14 protein-coding genes are annotated in these 19,179 nt (G+C 63.8%); 11 read left to right on the top strand and 3 right to left on the bottom strand.

The annotated features are described in order from the left end of the window. Positions 1 to 15 precede the first annotated feature (15 nt). Both V3C40_RS02305 and V3C40_RS02300 read left to right on the top strand, forming a co-directional pair. A complete protein-coding gene (locus tag V3C40_RS02305) occupies positions 16 to 2,016 on the top strand; it encodes a WG repeat-containing protein (protein ID WP_331776385.1) in 2,001 nt (666 codons plus the stop codon). A gap of 146 nt (positions 2,017 to 2,162) precedes the next feature. Beyond that, the gene (locus V3C40_RS02300; RefSeq protein ID WP_072453366.1) at positions 2,163 to 2,807 is read left to right on the top strand and encodes a hypothetical protein; all 645 of its coding nucleotides are present in this window, start codon (positions 2,163 to 2,165) and stop codon (positions 2,805 to 2,807) included. A gap of 64 nt (positions 2,808 to 2,871) precedes the next feature. On the opposite strand, the gene V3C40_RS02295 is transcribed toward V3C40_RS02300, so the two are convergent. Further along, complete coding sequence (locus V3C40_RS02295; RefSeq protein WP_331776384.1) at positions 2,872 to 4,248, bottom strand: YihY family inner membrane protein; 1,377 nt, start codon at positions 4,246 to 4,248, stop codon at positions 2,872 to 2,874. Between the two features lie 67 nt (positions 4,249 to 4,315). On the opposite strand from V3C40_RS02295, the gene wrbA reads away from it, so the two are divergent. Genes wrbA through V3C40_RS02250 form a run of 9 tightly spaced genes read left to right on the top strand, consistent with a single transcriptional unit; the run spans position 4,316 to position 14,513 of the window. After that, the gene (gene wrbA / locus V3C40_RS02290; protein ID WP_034756348.1) at positions 4,316 to 4,924 is read left to right on the top strand and encodes an NAD(P)H:quinone oxidoreductase; all 609 of its coding nucleotides are present in this window, start codon (positions 4,316 to 4,318) and stop codon (positions 4,922 to 4,924) included. After that, entirely contained in the window at positions 4,924 to 5,334 is a 411-nt protein-coding gene (locus tag V3C40_RS02285) for a DUF2069 domain-containing protein (RefSeq protein ID WP_070302812.1), read from the top strand. Before wrbA ends, V3C40_RS02285 begins: the two co-directional genes overlap by 1 nt. Further along, the gene (locus V3C40_RS02280) at positions 5,331 to 6,746 is read left to right on the top strand and encodes an FAD-binding oxidoreductase (protein WP_331776383.1); all 1,416 of its coding nucleotides are present in this window, start codon (positions 5,331 to 5,333) and stop codon (positions 6,744 to 6,746) included. Before V3C40_RS02285 ends, V3C40_RS02280 begins: the two co-directional genes overlap by 4 nt. Continuing rightward, the gene (locus tag V3C40_RS02275) at positions 6,743 to 7,171 is read left to right on the top strand and encodes a DUF4124 domain-containing protein (RefSeq protein ID WP_331776382.1); all 429 of its coding nucleotides are present in this window, start codon (positions 6,743 to 6,745) and stop codon (positions 7,169 to 7,171) included. The genes V3C40_RS02280 and V3C40_RS02275 overlap by 4 nt, the downstream gene beginning before the upstream one ends. Further along, a complete protein-coding gene (locus tag V3C40_RS02270; RefSeq protein WP_331776381.1) occupies positions 7,159 to 9,750 on the top strand; it encodes an FtsX-like permease family protein in 2,592 nt (863 codons plus the stop codon). The genes V3C40_RS02275 and V3C40_RS02270 overlap by 13 nt, the downstream gene beginning before the upstream one ends. Beyond that, positions 9,750 to 10,826, top strand: a complete 1,077-nt coding sequence (locus V3C40_RS02265; protein ID WP_331776380.1) for a lipocalin-like domain-containing protein — start codon at positions 9,750 to 9,752, stop codon at positions 10,824 to 10,826. Before V3C40_RS02270 ends, V3C40_RS02265 begins: the two co-directional genes overlap by 1 nt. Before the next feature lie 36 nt (positions 10,827 to 10,862). Beyond that, positions 10,863 to 12,725, top strand: coding sequence for an ABC transporter transmembrane domain-containing protein (locus V3C40_RS02260; RefSeq protein ID WP_219328886.1), 1,863 nt, complete (start codon positions 10,863 to 10,865; stop codon positions 12,723 to 12,725). An 11-nt stretch (positions 12,726 to 12,736) separates the two neighbouring features. Continuing rightward, positions 12,737 to 13,411, top strand: coding sequence for a leucine efflux protein LeuE (leuE, locus tag V3C40_RS02255; protein WP_072453360.1), 675 nt, complete (start codon positions 12,737 to 12,739; stop codon positions 13,409 to 13,411). 10 nt (positions 13,412 to 13,421) lie between these two features. Continuing rightward, positions 13,422 to 14,513, top strand: coding sequence for a threonine aldolase family protein (locus V3C40_RS02250; RefSeq protein WP_331776379.1), 1,092 nt, complete (start codon positions 13,422 to 13,424; stop codon positions 14,511 to 14,513). 175 nt (positions 14,514 to 14,688) lie between these two features. On the opposite strand, the gene V3C40_RS02245 is transcribed toward V3C40_RS02250, so the two are convergent. Beyond that, positions 14,689 to 16,122 carry an OmpP1/FadL family transporter gene (locus tag V3C40_RS02245; RefSeq protein WP_331776378.1) on the bottom strand — a complete coding sequence of 478 codons (1,434 nt, stop codon included), beginning with the start codon at positions 16,120 to 16,122 and terminating at the stop codon, positions 14,689 to 14,691. A gap of 197 nt (positions 16,123 to 16,319) precedes the next feature. Beyond that, a complete protein-coding gene (locus V3C40_RS02240) occupies positions 16,320 to 19,082 on the bottom strand; it encodes a bifunctional diguanylate cyclase/phosphodiesterase (RefSeq protein ID WP_081367990.1) in 2,763 nt (920 codons plus the stop codon). Positions 19,083 to 19,179 lie beyond the last annotated feature (97 nt).

The following is a 19,179-nucleotide window of genomic DNA, read 5'->3' as shown; positions in this document are numbered from 1 at the left end:
TTTTAACGAAGAGACATGATCAATACCGCAGCCCTGTTCAGCACCGCCTTTTTACCCGGCCAGGCCGGCTTCGATACCGACGCAATCACGGGCCTGGCCGAGTGGCGGCTGGACGTACCTACGCTGTTCAAGCTGCTCGTCGGCGCCGGCACGCAAGCTGTCGCCTGGCCCATCTACGGCGATGGCGAAGACTGCCCCTGCGTACTGGCCGCACCAATGGCGCAGGCGCAGGCCAGCTGGCACGCCTTATCCGCCCTGATGGACAGGCCGCGCGACGCGGCCGCCATCGTCGCGCGCGGCGCCATCAGCGCCCTGCTGGCCAGCGGCCAGCCGTGGCTGATCCTCGATGGCGTGCAGCTGATCGCGCACGATATCGGCACGCCGGACTACGCGACCGGGCTCGACGCCCTGCGCGCCGAGGCGCAAGCCTTGCACTCTGCCCTGCTGCGCGGCGACCGGGACGCGCTGGCGCCGTTGCTGACCATAGGCGCCGCGTCGCCGGCCACCGGCTACTGGTCGGCCACGGCCAGCGCGCAGCTGGCCGATGTCGAGGAACTGGGCGCGGACGAACTGCCGTTCCTGCAAGGCCTGGAAGTGGTGGGCTGGGAAGAAGACGCGCTGTGCTATGAAGTGAGCACCGCCGGCGAACCGGACGTCACCGGCCTGGTCACGCCGTATGGCCGCTGGATCGTGCCGCTGTCGCAGCGCTATGTGGACCTGGGCGTTTATTATGCGGACGATGGCTGGATCACCTTTGCCACGGCGGACGCGCCCGACGCGCACGGCGTCATGGACTTGAATGGCACGCTGGTGCTGCCGCCCGCCCCCGGTGCCCTGTACGTGATCGGCCCCCACCTGCTGCAGAGAATCGATCCGGACGGCGCCAGCCGCCTGCTGCGCCTGCCCGACGGCGCGCTGCTCATCGACAGGGTGGATAACATATGCCTGCGCGAAGATGGCTTGATCGACATCAAGCGCCAGACAGACCAGGCTGACGATGACAACAAACGCAATGTGTATGGCGTGGTCGACAAGATGGGCAAGGTCGTGGTGCCGCCAGCCTACAGCTCCGTGCAGGATTTCGGCACGAAGAAAAAGATCGCCATCGTCAGCCAGCGCATCGACGGGCGCTTCCTGTTTGGCCTGGCGAATAACCAGGGCGAACTGCTGGCGCCGTGCCAGTACGAAGCCATCGATTGCGCCACCACCTCGTCGCCACCGAAGCTGCGCAAGAACCGGATCTTCGCCATCGATGCGCAAGGCCTCGCCTGCATGCTGACCCTCGATGGAAAACCGGCTTTCACGCCGCTGTACCCACCGGCCCACCATCTGCGCGGCGTAGCCGTGCAAAGCGACTTTTTATATGTGGTGAAAGATGGCATGGCCTGGAGCATGGATTTCACGGGCCAGCTGCTGGAACAGTTCGACACCGTGGAGAACTTCAAGGCCAACATCACGGCGCAGCTCAGCGAAGCCATGGGACTGGGCAAAAAGAAACCGGCCAAGCGCCGCAGCTTCACGCCGGCGCAAATCCTGGCCAAGGCCGACCGCGGGCAATTGCGCAGCATGGCCGCCCTGCTCTTACAAGGCGATGCGGACCTGGCCGCGCGCTGCGTGGACATCACGCTGGAAGCGCTAGCGGAGGACGACCCGGAAGAGGAATACGAAGGCGACTCGCCCGAAGCGGCCTGCTTTTTCCTTCTGTGGTCGACAGCCGCCGATACGCTGGGCCACGGCACCACCCTGGACTGGAAATCGGTCGAACAGATCGCCCTCATCGGCCAGCATATCGGCCTGCCCGCGCTGCGGGACTTCCGCTGGGCGGACCAGCAAGACGGCGACGCCATGGCCGAGGGACTGGCCGCCATTGCCGCCCACCTGGCGCCGCACCAGCTGCGCCTCGTGAACATGCACGGCGGTGAGGATACGTATTATCTGGGCGTGGTGCGGGCGCAGGATGCGGAAGCGTTCAAGGCAGTGGCGCTGAAAACAGCGTTAAGACCAACAATATGGTGAAATTATCAATTTTTTATTTTATTCATTACACAACATAATCGCCAGCCTTTGATAATAATCAAAGGCTTTCAATATCCCACGAAAAACAATCTCCCCTCCTCCTATAATTATCATCTTATTCCGCCATACCTTGAGGAGTTTTTAAGATGCAATTGGATGAATTTGTAAAAATCGGGATGTTTGTGCTGGGCTTCATCACGGCGACAAAAGTTCTATATGACTTATTCACGGTGAAATGGAATAGATTGCGCGAAGATTATAATTTTTCGAAGAAATTTCTTGAAGATGTAGAAAATTTCCCCGGAATGCATCCCTACGCCTTGGAAAAAGGTTATCAAGCTCTGGCTGGAACAACCATTTTGACCGTTGAAGAAGTTTCATATCTGCTCACGGTAAAGGAAGCACCACAAGCCTTGAAAAATTTCGTCCTTGGCAGACCCTATTTGCAATTATCAAAAAGCAGTGGCAACAATAAAATAGTCTTCAAAGATAAATTTTGTTCCAATTTATCGAGAAATTGGCGCAAGGCATGGTATCTGACAATTTACATTGTGACGGCATTCATCGCTTATGCGCCTATCTTGTTTTCACAAGAAATACTAAAAAAGACGTCAGTAGGGACAACCATTTCGCTAGCGGTATTGAGCGCGCTTGTTTTTGGCTATTATGCCTGGGGCGCACTTAAGGCCGGGAGTCGCATCATCAGTGCAGAAAAACTGGTGAAAAATCAGGAAAAACACACGCAACGTATTATTCTTGAAAAACCGGTAAAAGTGGTTAAGAAAAGTTGAATCCAACAATGCGTCAAACAGGGCATGACGGCGGGACGCATGTCATGCCTCTGTAACGCCCTACTCAACTACATCGCACCTCCCCAAAATGCTGGGCCAGACTCAAACCCAGTCCCTGCTCCACGGCGTTTTCCACCTGCGCCGCCAGCGCTGCCGCTTCTTCGGCCGCCTTGATGTCGCGTTCATTCGTGGAACCGGCCGGATAGCCGGAGTTCACGCGCATGCCGCCGAAGACGAATAAACGGTAGACGTCGGCCAGGCTGATGCGGTTGACGTTGCCCAGCAAGACCCAGTGGTCGGAACTGTCGGCCACGCGCTTGCCCCATTGCACGCGCACGGCGCCATCCACGTTGACTCGTCCCACCCAGCCCTGCTGCACCATCTTGTCGAGCAGGGTTTCCATCTCTTCGAAGCCCAGGCGCGTGCTGCGGCGGATCTCGGCCGCGCCCACCAGGGCCGAATCGGCGCAGTGGCAAGCCTGGTGCAGCACTTTCAGGATGGCGACGGCGTCGACGAACTCGCTGCCCGGCGCCGCTTCGTACCACCAGCGCTCATATTTCACGACGGGCAAGGCGGCCACCAGCAAGGCGCCCACCAGGGTAATCATCCAGCTCAGGTATATCCACACGAGGAACAGCGGCAAGGCGGCCAGCGCGCCGTAGATGCGCGAATACGTGGGGAATTCCTGGATGAATTCGCCGAAACCCCGCTTGGCCACCTCGAACGCCAGCGCGGCCAGCAAACCGCCCCAGGCCGCGTCGCGCCAGTCCACGTCGCGGTTCGGCACGGCGATGTACAGCAGGGTAAACGCCAGCATGGTCAGGCCGATCGACACCAGCGTATAAAACACGGCGCCGATGAAAGGCACGGCGCCCACCACGCCGCTGGTGGCCATGAAGAGGCGCGAGGTCACCGTCAGCGACACGCCCACCAGCAGCGGTCCCAGGGTGACGATGGCCCAGTAAACCAGTAGACGTTTGGTCCAGCGGCGCTCCTGGCGCACGCGCCAGATCCGGTTGAAGACGCGCTCGATCAAGCCCATCATGCCCACGGACGTGACGATCAGGGCGCCCGCGCCGATGGCCGACAGGCGCGTGGCCTTCGAGGCGAACGTGGTCAGATAATCGAGGATGGTGTTCGATATCCCCTTGGGCATCACGCTTTGCACGAAATAATCTTCCAGCGCGTGGCGGAAGGTATTAAACAGGGGGAAGGTGGTGAAGATCGCCAGGGCCAGGGTGAGCAGCGGCACCAGCGCGAACACGGTGGCGAACGTCAGGCTGCCGGCCACTTGCGGCAGGCTTTCCTCGCGCACGCGGCGGCGCGCGAACTGCAGCAGGTCGCGCGTTTCGGACCACGTCAGGCCGCGCACAATGTCGGCACCGATGTGCAGGGTGCGCCACAGGTATTGAAAGAACGGGAATATATATTTTGAAAACATGTGCAAAATCAGAACGGCGCCATGACAGCAGTCGTATCAGGCTGTAAAGCGCCCTATAATACCAATGATGAAGCCAACCAATCTGATTATTCTCGTATTGTTTTATTCACGCCATGGCGCCACGCGCCAGTTGGCCGAGCTGATAGCCCAGGGAGTGGAAAGCGTGCCTGGCTGCGATGCGCGCCTGCGCACCGTGCCCGCCGTCTCGACGGTGGCCGAAGCGACAGCGCCCGAGGTGCCGTCTGATGGCGCTCCGTATGTGGAACTGGAAGACTTGCAGGAATGCGCGGGCCTGGCCTTGGGCTCGCCCACGCGCTTCGGCAACATGGCCGCTGCCATGAAGTACTTCTGGGATGGCACGGCCAGCGACTGGCTGGCCGGCAGCCTGTCCGGCAAGCCCGCCTGCGTATTCACGTCCACGGGCAGCCTGCACGGCGGCCAGGAATCGACCCTGCTGTCGATGATGATCCCGCTCTTCCACCATGGCATGCTGGTCATGGGCCTGCCCTACACGCATCCCGAACTGATGACGACGTCCACGGGCGGCTCGCCGTATGGCGCCACGCACTGGTCGGGCATCGACGGCGACAAGGCGCTCAGCGACGATGAAAAGCGGTTGGCCATCGCCCTGGGCCGGCGCCTGGCGGAAAACGCCGCGAAACTGGCAGGCGCATGATGCACGGCGTACTGCACAAGTATTTTCACTGGGGCGCCATCGCCAGCCTCGTCACGCTGATCGTCTGGTGCGTGCTGTGGGAAACCGTCGTCGCCCCGCTGCAGCCGGGCGGCTCCTGGGTCGTCCTGAAGGCCGCGCCCCTGCTCATCCCACTGTACGGCGTCATCAAGCGCGACGTCTATACCCTGCAATGGTCGTCGATGGTGATCCTGCTGTACTTCACGGAAGGCGTGGTGCGCGGCTACAGCGACACGAACGCCACCTCGGCCCTGATGGCCTGGGGCGAAGCGGTTATCGTCTGCATCTACTTTGTCTGCGCCGTGCTGTATCTGCGCCCGTATAAGAAGGCGGCCAAGCGCATGGCCAAAGAGCTGCTGGAAAAAGTGAATAAAGTGAGCATCAAGAAATGACTGACCAAACAGATTTCCTCGCCGCCTGCCGCGACCTGCTGGGCGACACTTATGTACTCACCAACGACGCCGACACGGCCCCCTTCCTCACCGACTGGCGCGACCGGTTTACGGGCAAGGCCCTGGCCGTACTGCGCCCCGCCACGGTGGAACAGGTGGCGGGCGTGCTGCGCGCCTGCGCGCAATGGCAGGTGCCCGTCGTGCCGCAGGGCGGCAATACGGGCCTGGTGCTGGGCAGCATTCCGGACGCCGCCGGCACGGCCGTCGTGCTGTCGCTGGCGCGCCTGAACAGCATCCGCGCGCTCGATCCCGTCAACCGCACCATCACGGTCGATGCGGGCTGCATTTTGCAAACCATCCAGGAAGCGGCCAGCGCCGCCGGCTGTCTGTTCCCCCTGTCGCTGGCGGCCGAAGGCAGTTGCACCATCGGGGGGAATTTGGCGACGAACGCGGGCGGCACGGCCGTGCTGCGTTACGGGAATACGCGCGAGCTGTGCCTGGGCCTGGAAGTGGTCACGCCGCAGGGCGAAATCTGGAGCGGCTTGCGCGGCCTGCGCAAGGACAATACCGGCTACGATCTGCGCGACCTGTACATCGGCGCCGAGGGTACCCTGGGCGTCATCACGGGCGCCGTCATGAAACTGTATCCACAGCCGAAAGCCTGCATCACGGCGCTGGCCGCCATGCCTTCGCCCGCCCACGCCCTGCGTTTATTAAGCCTGATGCAGGACCATTGCGGCGCCAGCCTGACGGGCTTTGAACTGATGTCGCAATACTGTCTGCAACTGGTGGCGGAACAGTTCCCGCAGTTGCCGCGGCCTTTCGCGGAGCAGCATGGCCAGTACGTTCTGCTGGAATTATCGAGCAGCCAGTCCGAGGCGCACGCAGTGGAACTGCTGGAAGCGAGCATCGGCGCGGCACTGGAAGACGCATTGATAGCCGACGCCGTCGTCGCCAGTTCCGTGGCGCAGTCCGAGGGACTATGGCAGCTGCGTGAACACATCCCGCTGGCGCAGGCGCAGGCGGGCAAGAACATCAAGCACGATATCTCGCTGCCGATTTCCTGCATCGCCGATTTCATCGCCGTCACGGATGCGGCCCTGGCAACGGCCTTCCCCGGCTGCCAGCTCGTGTGCTTCGGCCACCTTGGCGACGGCAACCTGCACTACAACGTGGCGCCGCCCGCCGGCATGACGGACCGCGACTTCCTGGCCAACCAGGATGCGATCAACCGCATCGTGCATGACCAGGTCCACGGCTTTGGCGGCTCGATTTCGGCCGAACACGGCATCGGTGCGCTGAAGAAAGACGACCTGGCCCGCTACAAGTCGCCGCTGGAGCTGCAGCTGATGCGCGCTGTCAAACAGGCGCTGGACCCGCAGAACATCATGAATCCAGGGAAGATATTGTGAAATCGCCGTCCCTCCTGCTATATGCCATGGTCTTGCTGGCCGGCTCCGCCGGTGCGCAGGACGTCTACAAATGCGTGCAGGATGGCCAGACCAGTTACAGCGCCACGCCCTGCACGGGTGGGCAATTGCAGATACTGGAAGTCCCCTCGCCTCCGCCCGCCGTCGACAAGGGTGCGGCCACGCGCCAGGAACGGGTGGCCAGTCAGTTGGAGGCGGCACGCAAGAAGCAGGACAATCTGGCTGACCAGGCGCGGGAACGGGCCGCCAAGCAGAAGGAAACGCGCGACAAGCATTGCGCGCAGCTGCGTCTGGAACAGAAATGGGCGGCACAGGACGCCGTCGGTGCGGGCGATAAAACCCGCGACGCGGCGCAATTGAAAGCGCGGCGCGCTGGCGAACGCCTGGCCGTCGAATGCCTGAATTGAGTGCGCCGCTGGCCAGCCCGGCGACGACGCGCCTGCTGTCGCGCTGGCTGCTGCTGGGCGAATGGCGCGCGCATCCCGTGCGCGCCTTCGTCGCCATCCTCGCCATCGCCATCGGCGTGTCGCTGGGCTTTGCCATTCATCTGATCAACGCGGCCGCCTTCAATGAGTTTTCCACGGCCGTCAAAAGCCTGTCCGGCCAGGCCGACGTCCAGGTGGCCGGGCGCGAAGCGCTGTTCGACGAAAGCATCTACCCGCAGCTGGCGCAGCGCGACGGCGTGGCCGTGGCCTCGCCCGTGCTGGAACTGCAAGCCGGCGTGGCCGGCAAGAAGGACGGCGGCCCGCTGCACATCCTGGCGCTCGACGTCTTCCGCGCCGGCTTCATCTCGCCCGATCTGATCGGCGCGCCGGCCGAAGGCCAGCCTTTCGACACCTTGGCCGACGACGCCGTCTTTCTGTCGCCGGCCGCCTTGCGCTGGCTGGCCGTGGCCGAAGGCGGCCAGGTCGCCCTGCAATCGGGCACGGGCACGGTGTCCCTGCGCGTGGCCGGTTCGCTGCAGGGCGCGCGCGCCGGCCAGCGCATCGCCGTGATGGATATCGGCGCGGCGCAGTGGCGCTTCAACAAGCTGGGCAAGCTGTCGCGCATCGACTTGAAACTGCGCCAGGGCGTCAACCGCGACGCCTTCCAGGCGGACCTGGCGCGGACGCTGGAAGCGCAGTATCCGGGGCGTTTCCAGGTGGGCCAGCCCAATGACGAAAACCAGAATAGCCGCAACAATAACCTGAGCCGCGCCTACCGCGTCAACCTGACGGTGCTGGCCCTCGTCGCCCTGTTTACGGGCGCCTTTTTGGTCTTTTCCACGCAGGCCCTGTCCGTCATCCGCCGCCGCGGCCAATTCGCGCTGCTGCGCGTGCTGGGCATGGAGCGGGGCCAGTTGCTGCGCCAGGTGCTGCTGGAAGGCGCCAGCCTCGGTGTCGTCGGTGCGGCTCTCGGCATCGCCGGCGGTTACGCCATGGCCGCCGTGGCCCTGCGCTTTTTCGGCGGCGACCTGGGCGCCGGCTATTTCGCGGGCGTGCAGCCGCAGGTGCAATTCACGCCCGTCGCCGCCTTCGTCTACTTCGCGCTGGGCCTCGGCGTCGCCTTGCTGGGCTGCGCCGCGCCCGCGCTGGAAGCGGCCCGCGCCGCCCCCGCCATCGCCCTGAAATCGGGCAGCGAGGAAGTCGTGACGACGCGCCTGGCAAAAACCTGGCCGGCGCTGGCTTGTTTGCTGCTGGCAGGCGCCTTGACCTTCCTGCCGCCCGTGTTCGAGCTGCCCCTGTTCGGCTACCTGTCCATTGCGCTGCTGCTGATCGGCGCCATCGCCCTGATGCCGCAACTGGCCGCCGTCGTCTTCCGTTTCCTGCAACGCACCTGGCTGCGCACGGAAACGAGCAAACATGCGCCCGTGCGCAGCCTGACCCTGGCGCGCCTGGCGAACGCCTCGGGCCAGGCAGGCATCGCCCTCGGCGGCGTGCTGTCGAGCTTTAGCCTGATGGTGGCGATGGCCATCATGGTGTCGAGTTTCCGCGTCTCCGTCGATGGCTGGCTGCTGCAGATCTTGCCCGCCGACGTGTATGCGCGCACGGCCGCCAGCGGCGGCACGGCAGGCTTGAACCCGCGCGAACAGGCCAGCATCACCGGCCTGCCCGAGGTGGCCAGGGTGGATTTCCAGCGCGTGCGCTCGCTGTCGCTGGCGCCCGACCGGCCGAACGTGGCGCTGCTGGCGCGCCCCATCAATTTGCAAGACCCGGGCAAGAGCATGGTGCTGGTGGGCGACACCCTGCCCGTGCCCAATGGCGCGAAACCCGTGTGGCTATCCGAGGCGGCAGCCGACCTGTATAACGTCAAGCCTGGCCAGCAGATCGCCCTGCCGCTGGCGGGCGGCTCGCACCAGTTCTTTGTTGCCGGCATCTGGCGCGACTATGCGCGCTCGTCCGGCGCCATCCAGATGCCGCTCGGCGATTACCGCGCCCTGACCGGCGACAATGACGTGAGCGACGCGGCCCTGTGGCTGGCCAAGGACGCCACGGGCGACGAACTGCAGCAGCGCCTGAAAAGCCTGCCGTTTGGCGCCAGCCTGGAAGTGTCAAACCCGTCGGCCATCCGCGCCCTGAGCCTACAGATTTTCGACCGCAGCTTCGCCGTCACGTACCTGCTGGAAGCGATCGCCATCGTCATTGGCCTGTTCGGCGTGGCCGCCACGTTTTCCGCGCAGACCCTGGCGCGCGCGCGCGAATTCGGCATGCTGCGCCACGTGGGCGTGACGCGCGGGCAGATTTTATCCATCCTGGCGATTGAAGGCGGCGCGCTGACGGCGCTGGGCATCGCCACCGGTTTTGTCCTGGGTTTGTTGATCAGCTTTGTGCTCGTCTTCATCGTCAATCCCCAATCGTTCCACTGGACCATGCAGCTGCACCTGCCGTGGCCCTTGATCGCCACCGTGGCCGGCGCTCTGCTGACGGCAGCCGCCGCCACGGCGCTGATCGCGGGCCGCCAGGCGCTGTCCACTGGCCCCATCCGCGCCGTCAGGGAGGACTGGTAATGCGCCATACTTTCATCTTGCTGCTTGCGCTGGCCTTGCCTGCGCTGGCCGCGCCGCCCGCCTTCGCCCCCGTCACGCCGCTGCCGGCCGGCCAGACCCTGCGCCTGCCGCACGACTTCGGCGCCCATCCCGCCTATAAAACGGAATGGTGGTATGCCACGGGCTGGGTAAAAACCGCCAGCGGCGAGCAGCTGGGCTACCAGGTGACCTTCTTTCGCAGCGCCACGGCCACCGATACGGATAACCCCAGCGCGTTCGCGCCGAAACAGCTGATCATCGGCCACGCGGCCCTGTCCGACCCGAAGGTGGGCAAGCTGCTGCACGACGAGAAAAGCGCGCGCGAGGGCTTCGGCCTGGCCTACGCCAAGGTGGGCGACACGGACGTGAAGCTCGACGATTGGCGCATGCAGCGGCAAAAAGACGGCAGCTACCGGGTCAGCCTGGCCGCGCGCGAATTCAACTTGCAGCTGACCCTTTCCCCCAGCCAACCCGTGCTGCTGCAGGGCGAGAACGGTTACTCGCGCAAGGGCGCGCGGCCCGCGCAATCGAGTTACTACTACAGCGAACCGCAGCTGCGCACGACGGGCACGATCGCGCGCGCGGGCGGCAAGCCGGAAGCCGTGACGGGCACCACCTGGCTCGATCACGAGTGGTCGAGCCAGGTGCTCGATGCGGATGCCAGCGGCTGGAACTGGATAGGCGCCAACCTCGATGACGGCGGCGCCCTGATGGCCTTCCAGATCCGCAGCAAGACAGGTGCTAAACTATGGGCGCACGCGACATGGCGCGATGCGTCCGGTAAGATGACGCAGTTCGCGCCCGGCGACGTCGATTTCACGCCCACGCAGCTGTGGCGTTCGCCCCGCACGCAAGCCGAATACCCGGTCGCCACCGAGATCCGCACTGGTGCCACGCGCTGGCACATCAAGCCACTGCAAGCGGACCAGGAACTCGATTCGCGCCGCTCGACGGGGGCCGTGTACTGGGAAGGCGCCGTGACGGTGGAGCGCGACGGCCAGCCGGTGGGCCGCGCCTACCTGGAAATGACGGGCTACGTCCAGCCGATGAAGTTATAAGCAGTACAAAATACAGTAAAGACTAAGCGAAAAACAATGACAACCAGCACAGAAACAGGCAGCACCAGTTCAACAACCGCCGCAAGCACCGCACCCACGCCCGACACCGGCACCAGCCGCGAACTGAAAAAAGGCAGCCTGGCCGCCTTCAAGGGCTTGATGCCCTTTCTGACGCCGTACCGCAAGCAGTTCTTCCTGGCCGGTATCGCGCTGGTGGTGGCCGCCGCCTCGACCCTGGCCATCCCTGCCGCCTTCAAGCAGATGATCGACCTCGGTTTCGGCGGCGCGGCCGGTTCAAGCAGCATCCAGCACGTCGACCTGGTCTTCCTCGCCCTGTTCGGCGTGGCGTCCATCCTGGCGCTGGCCACGGCCGCGCGCTTCTATACGGTGTCGTGGCTGGGCGAACGGGTCACGGCCGACATCCGCAGCGCCGTGTACCGCCACGTGGTCACGCAAAGCCCCGCCTTCTTTGAAACGACGCAGACGGGCGAAGTCCTGTCGCGCATCACCACCGACACGACCCTGATCCAGGCCGTCGTCGGCACCAGCATCTCAATGGCGCTGCGCAATGTGCTGCTGTTCCTCGGCGGCCTGGTGATGCTGTTCGTCACCAGCGCCAAGCTGGCCGGCATCATCATCGGCCTGCTGATCCTCGTTGTCGTGCCCATCATCGTCTTTGGCCGCCGCGTGCGCAAGCTGTCGCGCGATTCGCAGGACCGCATCGCCGACGCGTCGGCCATGGCCGGCGAAATCCTCAACGCCATGCCCACCGTGCAGGCATTCACGCACGAGAAAATCGAATCGAAGCGCTTCGGCGACTCCGTCGAAGGCGCCTTCATGACAGCCATGCGCCGCATCCGCGCCCGCGCCCTGCTCACCATGATCGCCATCCTGCTCGTCTTCGGCACCATCGTGTTCGTGCTGTGGCTGGGCGCGCGCGCCGTGCTGGAAGGCTCGATGACGGGCGGAGATTTGGGCCAGTTCATCCTGTACGCCTCCATCGTGGCCGGCGCCATCGGCGCCCTGTCCGAGGTGATGGGCGAAGCCCAGCGCGCGGCCGGCGCCACCGAGCGCCTGCTGGAACTGATGGCCGTCAAATCGGAAATCGAATCCCCGGCCACGCCGCTGCCGCTGCCCGCGCGCGCCGCCACCGGCGCCGCGCTGTCGCTCGACGACGTGATGTTCTCGTACCCGTCGCGTCCCGATACCCACGCGCTCGATCACGTCAGCCTCGACATCCGCGCTGGCGAAACGGTGGCCGTCGTCGGCCCGTCCGGCGCCGGCAAGACCACGCTGTTCCAGCTGTTCCTGCGCTTCTATGATCCGCAAAGCGGCAGCATCCGCCTCGATGGCGTCGATATCAAGCAGCTGGACCTGCACACCCTGCGCGACGCCATCGGCATCGTGCCGCAGGATACCGTGATCTTCTCGGCCGACGCCATGGAAAACATCCGCTATGGCCGCGCCGGCGCCAGCGACGCGGAAGTGATCGCGGCCGCGAAGATGGCGGCCGCCCACGAATTCATCGAGCGCCTGCCGAACGGCTACAAATCGTTCCTCGGCGAACGGGGCGTGCGCCTGTCCGGCGGCCAGCGCCAGCGCATCGCCATCGCCCGCGCCCTGCTGAAAAACCCGCCGCTGCTGCTGCTCGATGAAGCGACGAGCGCGCTGGACGCGGAATCGGAACGCCTGGTGCAAAAGGCGCTGGAAGCGGCGATGGTGGGACGCACCACGGTCATCATCGCGCACCGCCTGGCCACCGTCCAGCGGGCCGACCGCATCATCGTCATGGAAGACGGCAAGATCGTCGAGACAGGCACGCACGCGTCACTGGTCGCATTGGGTGGCATCTATGCGAATCTAGCGGCCCTGCAATTCCATCACGTACAACTCAATTAAACAGAACCATCATGAACGCACTTTTCCACGCCAACCTGGGCATCACCGATTTCTGGACCTTTTTACTGGGGACCATCTTCATCGTCATCCTGCCCGGTCCCAATTCCATGTATGTGCTGTCGGTCGCGGCCCAGCGCGGCGTGCGCACCGCCTACCAGGGCGCCTTCGGCATCTTCGCCGGCGACCTGATATTGATGGTGCTGTCGGCCTGCGGCGTGGCCTCCCTGCTGAAAGCCAGCCCTGCCCTCTTCTACGTGGTGAAATACATCGGCGCGGCCTACCTGGGCTGGATCGGCCTGCAAATGCTGATCGGCTGCTGGCGCAAGCTGCGCGCGCCCGCGCCAGCCGACGGTGAAGCGCCTGCCGCGCCAGCGCCCGTCAAGGAAAGCGATCCATTCCGCAAGGCCTTGATCATCAGCCTGATGAACCCGAAAGCCATTTTGTTCTTCATCTCGTTCTTCATCCAGTTCGTCGACCCGGCCTTCCCGAATCCCGTGCTGTCCTTCGTCGGCCTGGGCCTGATTTGCCAAGTGATCAGCTTTAGCTACCTGACGGCCATCATCTTTGTCGGCGCCCGCCTGGCCGACACTTTCCGCCGCCGTCGCCGCCTGTCGGCCGGCATGGGTGGCGGCGTGGGCGCCATGTTCATCGGCTTTGGCGCGAAACTGGCCACCGCCACCTTGTAAGGAAAACACCGTGAACGAGCTTGAACTGCGCCAGCGCTGCCATACCGTCCTGCCCGGCCAACGCCAGCCAACGCCAGCGGCCACCTTCGCGGCCATGGCCGCCTGGTGCGACGCCAACGCTGTTGCGCACGACATCTATGGCGAAGGCGCGCTGATCGAACAGTTCGAGAACAAGATCGCCAGCCTGCTCGGTTTCGAAGCGGCCGTGTTCTGCATCACGGGCACCATGACGCAAGTCACCGCCCTGCGCCTGGCGTGCCAGGACCGCGGCTCGCGCCTGGTGGCGCTGCACCCGACCTCGCACATCCTGCGCCACGAGCGCGGCAACCACGAATTGCTCGACCACTTCAAAGGTCTGATACTGGGCGACCCGCACCGTCCGTGGACGGTGGACGACTTGCGCGCCGTACCCGATGCCCTGGGCGCCGCGCAGGTCGAGCTGCCGATGCGCGAAATCGGCGGCCAGTGCCCGTCGTGGGACGCATTGAACGACATCAAGCGGCACTGCCGCGAGCACAACATCCATTTGCACATGGATGGCGCGCGCCTGTGGGAAGCGCAAGCGGGTTTTGGCCAGTCCCTGCCCGCCATCTGCGGCGGCTTCGATTCCGTCTACGTGTCGCTGTACAAGGGCATCGGCGGCCTCGGCGGCGCCGTGCTGGCTGGCAGCCGCCCGTTTGTCGAACGGGCGCGCGAGTGGTTCCGCCGCCAAGGCGGCAATATCGTCCACCGTACGCCCTACGTGGTGGCCGCCGCCATGCAGTTCGACGCGCGCCTCGCCGCCATGCCGCAGTATTTTGCGCGCACGCAGTGGCTGTACGCGCTGCTGCGCGATTTTCCATCGATTGCCGTCAATCCCGCCGCCCCGCAAGCCAACATGCTGCACCTGCACTTGCCCGTCTCGCGCGAGCGGGCCATCGCGATCCGCAACCAGGTGGCGGAAGACCACGGCATCTGGCTGTTCGGCCGCGCCAGCCACGCCGCCCTGCCCGGGCACAGCGTGGTGGAGTGGTATGTGGGAGATAACTTGCTGGACCTGCCCGACGACACCGTGCGGCTGGCATTGACCTTGCTGGATCAGGCCATGCGCATGAAAGCCTGAGCAACGCAGGTCGGCGTAGGTCGGGTAGGTCGGGTTAGCGCGCAGCGCGTAAGCCGACAACATCCGAAAACCCATGAAAGGCTGGGGTCAGACCCAGCGGGTCTGACCCCGAAAAAAAAGCGCCCGAAGGCGCTTTTTTCATTTCATGGCGACCGGGTCGGCCGCCACTACCTGCTTAGAACTTGTAGTTGTAAGCGAGACCGATCAACTGCATGCGGGTCTTGAACAGGCCCTTGGTGGTTTCACCGTTGCCGGTGCAGCCAGGGGTCACCGGCGAGCAGTCATTCTTGTAGTTGACGTTGGCATCCTTGAAGTCGATGAAGCTGTAAGCCAGGTCGAGCGAGGAATTGGCGTTCAGCTTCCAGTTCGCGCCGATCGAGTACTGCATGCGGTCGCTGTCCGGCAGCGCTGGATGACGCAGCTCGGCGCTGCGCACTGGCGCCTGGTCGTGGGCGATACCGGCGCGCAGCAGCAGGTTTTCGCTGTACTTGTAGTTGGTGCCCAGCGAGACGCGGTAGGTGTTCTTCCACTGCTGGCGGATGCGCTCGGCGCCTTCGGCCGTCGGCGGGAACTGGATGTCCAGGTTCTGCAGGCGCGAAGTGCGGGTCCAGGTGACGTCGCCCATCAAGGCCCAACGGTCATCCATCTGATGGAAGGCGTTGATCGACAGGGTTTCCGGCGTGCGCACTTCCACCAGCGCCTTGGAATTGACCTTGTTCGATGCCTTGGCGATGAAGGCATTGACGGCGGCGTTGTCCGACACTTGCGAGAAGTCCCAGATCGTGTCGCCTTTCAGCTTGTGCGAAATCGACGAACGGTAGGAAATACCGAAACGCGTGCCTTCATTCATCTGGTACAGGTAGCCCAGGTTGAAGCCGAAGCCCCAGTCGTCGCCATCCATCGATGCGTGGCCATCCTTGGCGCCCTTCAGCGCGGCGCCGGCTGCCTGCGCGGCGGCCAGTCCCTGCGTCTTGGCGATATTGGCCAGGAAGGCTTGCGACGCGGCTGGCGCGTGCTGGGCCAGGAAGGCCACGGAACCCGGCACGTCAACCGCTTGGCCCAGTTCCGCCTTCATGTGTTCAGCGGTGACGCCGAAACCGAAGGAATGGTGTTCATTGACCTTGAAGGAAACGGAAGGATTCAGGGCGATCGCTTCGAGCTTGATGTTGGTGATCGCATAGCGGCCGCTCCAGTCATTGCCGTAATCGAGCTTGGCGCCGTACGGCACGAACAAGCCCATGCCGACGGTCCATTGCTCATTGAGCTTCTTGCTCGCATACAGGGCTGGCGCGAAGACGGCGTCCGGCGCGTAGTCCTTGGTCGTGCCGCCCGGATTGCGGCCGGTGAAAGTCTTCGAACCCGTGTCCTGGTAAGTCGAATGCGGTACCACCAGGGTGCCGCCGCCCAGGAATTGCGTGCCTTCCAGGCGCGACATGCCGGCCGGGTTGTAGAAAATGGTCGATGCGTCGGCCGCTTCCGCGCCGCTGGCATCGGCCGAGCCTTGCGCGGAAACGCTTTGCGAGCCAAAACGGTAGCCCGATGCTTGTGCGGTGGAGGAGATGCCGGCGAACGCGGCAACGATCAGGAGGGGCAGATATTTATGTTTCAAGTTAGTCTCTCTTTATTATATGAAGGTCTTCGGCACACTGTCGCGGGCATCTCAAGCCGCCCCGTCTTGCACTTTTCTTGCCGCCGTGAACTCCAATTCACTGACGGCATGAGCGAAGCATATAATATTTTTTAGAAAAAAGCGAACGTTCGCTCTTTTTATGAAACAGCGTTGTTTTCCACACCAATCACGGCGTTCTACAGGGCCAGCGCCGGGGCTGGAAGCGGTATCAGAAAGCGCTGATGCATCAGCGCCAGCATCTGTTCGGCGGGTACGGGGCGCGAGATGAAATAGCCCTGCACTTCGTTGCATTGCAGCGTGCGCAGGATGTCGAGCTGCTCGCGCGTCTCCACCCCTTCGGCCACCACGCTCATGCCCAGCGCATGCGCCATCGACAGGATGGCGCGCACGAAGACTTCGCCCTGCTCCGAGCGGCCCAGCTCCATGGTGAAGGCGCGGTCGATCTTCAAGCCATCCATGGCGAACTTCTGCAGCTGCGACAGCGACGAGTATCCGGTGCCGAAATCGTCCACCAGCAGGCGCACGCCCAGCGCGCGGATGGCCGACAGCTGCTCCACGGCGCGGTTCTGTTCATCCATCATGGCCGATTCCGTGATTTCCACCTCGATCAGGCGCGCATCGATGCGGTGGCGCGCCAGCGCGGACGCCAGCACCTGGTGCACGTCGCCACGGCCGAACTGGCGCGCCGAGACGTTGATCGACACGGGCACCAGTTCCAGTCCGCTGGCCTGCCAGCGCGCCATCTGCAGGCACACCTTCTCGATGACGACTTCGCCCAGCTGCGAAATCAGGCCGCTGCTCTCGGCCACGGGGATGAATTCCAGCGGCGGCACCATGCCGTGCTGCGGATGGTGCCAGCGCACGAGCGCCTCCATGCTGCACAGCTGCCCGCTCATGGCGTCGACCCGCGGCTGGTAGACGACGAGGAACTGGTCCAGCTCCAGCGCCGCCACCAGGCTTTGCTCGAGTTCGCGGCGGCTGCGGATGGTTTCGAACAGTTCGGGCTGGAAGAAGCGGTGATGGCCCTTGCCCGCCACTTTGACGGCATACATGGCGATGTCGGCGTTCTTCAGCAGCACGTCCGTTTCGGCGCCATCGCGCGGATACAGGCTGATGCCGATCGAGGCCCCCATCTTGTGGCGCTCGCTGCCCAGGTAGAACGGCTCGTCAAAGGCGATGGCGATGCGCTGCGCCACCTGCTCGGCGCGGCTGTCGTCTTCCACGGGGTCGAGCACGACGACGAATTCGTCGCCGCCCAGGCGCACCACGTGGTCGCCCGGCCGCAGCACGGCCTTCAGGCGCAAGGAGGCGGCGCGCAGCACTTTATCTCCCTCGGCGTGGCCCTGCGTATCGTTGATATCCTTGAAGCCGTCGAGGTCGATGAACAGCAGCGCCAGCATGCGCCGCGCGATGGCGGCCCGGCCCAGGGCGCCGGGCAGGAATTGCTGCAGCCAGTAGCGGTTGGGCAAGCCCGTCAAGCCATCCTCGTTGGCCAGGCGGCGCAAGTCGTGCTCGTGCTCCTTGGCCGTGCTGATGTCTTGCAGGGTGACGGCCAGGCGGTCGCCGCTGCGCACCACGCGCCGGCGTATCCAGCGCAGCTTGAAGGGGTTACCTTCCGGCAGCTCGATCTCTTCCTCGGAAAAACCGGAAACCATGGCGGCCCGGTAATTATGGATCAGGTCGCGGAAATACGGCTCATGGGCGCGCGACTGCAGGCGCATGCCCAGCAATTGTTCGCGCCGCACGCCAAAGTAGCCGGCGCCCGGCTCGTTGCAGTCGACCATCTCGAAATCGAGGATGCTGCCGTCCGCGCCGCGCAGGGCGGCAATGATATAAAAGCCGTCGCTCGTGCCTTCGGTGGCCATGCGGTAGGCATTGCGCACGCCTTCGGACTGGTGGTGGCGCCACGCCAGGCGCAGCGACAGCATGGTGGCGATGGCGGTAAAGGCCAGCAGCAGCATGGTGACGGCCAGGGCGATGCCGATATAAATCGTGCGCGTTTCCTCGTAGGGATGCAGCATTTCGCCGTCCGACAATCCGACCACGGCCGTGAACGGATAGGCTTTCAGCGCCTGCCATCCCACGTAGCGGCTTTGCTTGTCGGAAAAAGCGATCCTGCCGCCCGAATGCAGGGCGCCGCTCTCCGTTTCCAGGAAGCTGGTGTCGAGGAATGGCGTGCCCTGGGCGCTTTGGGCCGGCAGCACGCGCGAGCCGAGACGTGTGCTGAACAGCTCGCCCTCCTCGCCCACCATGGCCGACATGCCGAACTTGCCAAAACTGACGCTGTTATAGAATTCGGAAAAATAGCCGGAATGAATCGAGATCAGCAGCACGCCGTCGAAATTGCCATCCTCGTCTTCCAACCGGCGCGTGAAATGCACGAGGCTTTCGTCGGCGCCGGGCACCGTGGCCTGATCGTTCACATTGGCGGCATTGGCCCGCCCCAGCGCGATGCGCAGGGCGCTGGAATTGCTGCGCCAGTGGCGCAGCAGGAAATCGCTGCGCTCGTTGACCCGCAGGCGCTGCAGCGGCGCCGTGGCCGTCACGGGATGCCCCTTGCGGTCGAGGATGGCGACGATGGCAAATTGCGGCAAGGCATACATGCCCTGCGTCTTCAATTGGTCGAGCCGCAGCTGGCCGCGCGAATTTTCCCATTCATACTTGAGTTGCAAGGTCAGCTGGTCCATCTGCTCCAGGGTGCGCAGCAGATACTGGCCATAGGCTTTCGACAGCGACGACACGCTGTCGAGCGCCTGCTGCTGCGCCACCTTCTTTTCCGCCTCCAGCTGCAGCAAGGTGGCCGTCCACAGCACCGCGCACAGGACCAGTCCCAGCAGGGGCCAGGCGAGGATCAGGCGCAAGTTGGCCTTGAGAAAATCGGCCCTGCTCATCTCCACCATGGCGCCGTTATTATTATTTACAAATTGTCGCAAGAACATGGTGCAGCGTCTGCCGTTTCTGTGTATTTCTTTAAGGACACACAAATTACCACAGAGTCATGTTTGCAGGTAAGACAGCAGCGTAATTATGTGTGCG

Source organism: Janthinobacterium sp. LS2A, assembly GCF_036543145.1.
In the GTDB taxonomy this organism is placed as follows: Bacteria; Pseudomonadota; Gammaproteobacteria; order Burkholderiales; family Burkholderiaceae_D; genus Janthinobacterium; species Janthinobacterium aestuarii.
Note: the sequence above shows the minus strand (reverse complement) of the source record. Positions and strands in the feature narration are given on the sequence as shown.

Coding starts and splice junctions, on each gene's coding strand:
- V3C40_RS02305 (WP_331776385.1), top strand. CDS start 16: ATGATCAATACCGCAGCCCTGTTCAGCACCGCCTTTTTACCCGGCCAG.
- V3C40_RS02300 (WP_072453366.1), top strand. CDS start 2,163: ATGCAATTGGATGAATTTGTAAAAATCGGGATGTTTGTGCTGGGCTTC.
- V3C40_RS02295 (WP_331776384.1), bottom strand. CDS start 4,248: ATGTTTTCAAAATATATATTCCCGTTCTTTCAATACCTGTGGCGCACC.
- wrbA (WP_034756348.1), top strand. CDS start 4,316: ATGAAGCCAACCAATCTGATTATTCTCGTATTGTTTTATTCACGCCAT.
- V3C40_RS02285 (WP_070302812.1), top strand. CDS start 4,924: ATGCACGGCGTACTGCACAAGTATTTTCACTGGGGCGCCATCGCCAGC.
- V3C40_RS02280 (WP_331776383.1), top strand. CDS start 5,331: ATGACTGACCAAACAGATTTCCTCGCCGCCTGCCGCGACCTGCTGGGC.
- V3C40_RS02270 (WP_331776381.1), top strand. CDS start 7,159: ATGCCTGAATTGAGTGCGCCGCTGGCCAGCCCGGCGACGACGCGCCTG.
- V3C40_RS02265 (WP_331776380.1), top strand. CDS start 9,750: ATGCGCCATACTTTCATCTTGCTGCTTGCGCTGGCCTTGCCTGCGCTG.
- V3C40_RS02260 (WP_219328886.1), top strand. CDS start 10,863: ATGACAACCAGCACAGAAACAGGCAGCACCAGTTCAACAACCGCCGCA.
- leuE (WP_072453360.1), top strand. CDS start 12,737: ATGAACGCACTTTTCCACGCCAACCTGGGCATCACCGATTTCTGGACC.
- V3C40_RS02240 (WP_081367990.1), bottom strand. CDS start 19,082: ATGTTCTTGCGACAATTTGTAAATAATAATAACGGCGCCATGGTGGAG.